Genomic DNA, 255 nt, shown 5'->3' with positions numbered 1-255 from the left:
TGAAGAACGGCGTATGACGGCCACCCTCGTCCTTGGTCAGGATGTAGGCTTCCGCCATGAACCTGGTGTGCGGCTTGACCGAACCCGGCTTGCACAGGATCTGGCCACGCTCAACGCCCTCACGGTCCACACCGCGAAGCAGAGCGCCGATGTTGTCGCCGGCCTGGCCCTGGTCGAGCAGCTTGCGGAACATTTCCACGCCCGTCACAGTCGTCGTCGTCGTCGGGCGGATGCCGACGATCTCGACCGTCTCGC

General features: G+C 64.7%; 1 protein-coding gene. It reads right to left on the bottom strand.

Annotation, left to right across the window (positions count from 1 at the left end; all coding sequences use genetic code 11):
* On the bottom strand, nt 1-255 hold a 255-nt coding region (locus tag DUT91_RS25375), incomplete at both ends, for an EF-Tu/IF-2/RF-3 family GTPase (RefSeq protein ID WP_245420038.1).

Source organism: Paramesorhizobium salinisoli, from assembly GCF_003335045.1.
Lineage (GTDB): Bacteria > Pseudomonadota > Alphaproteobacteria > Rhizobiales > Rhizobiaceae > Paramesorhizobium > Paramesorhizobium salinisoli.
This window is presented reverse-complemented; position numbering and strand designations above follow the sequence as displayed.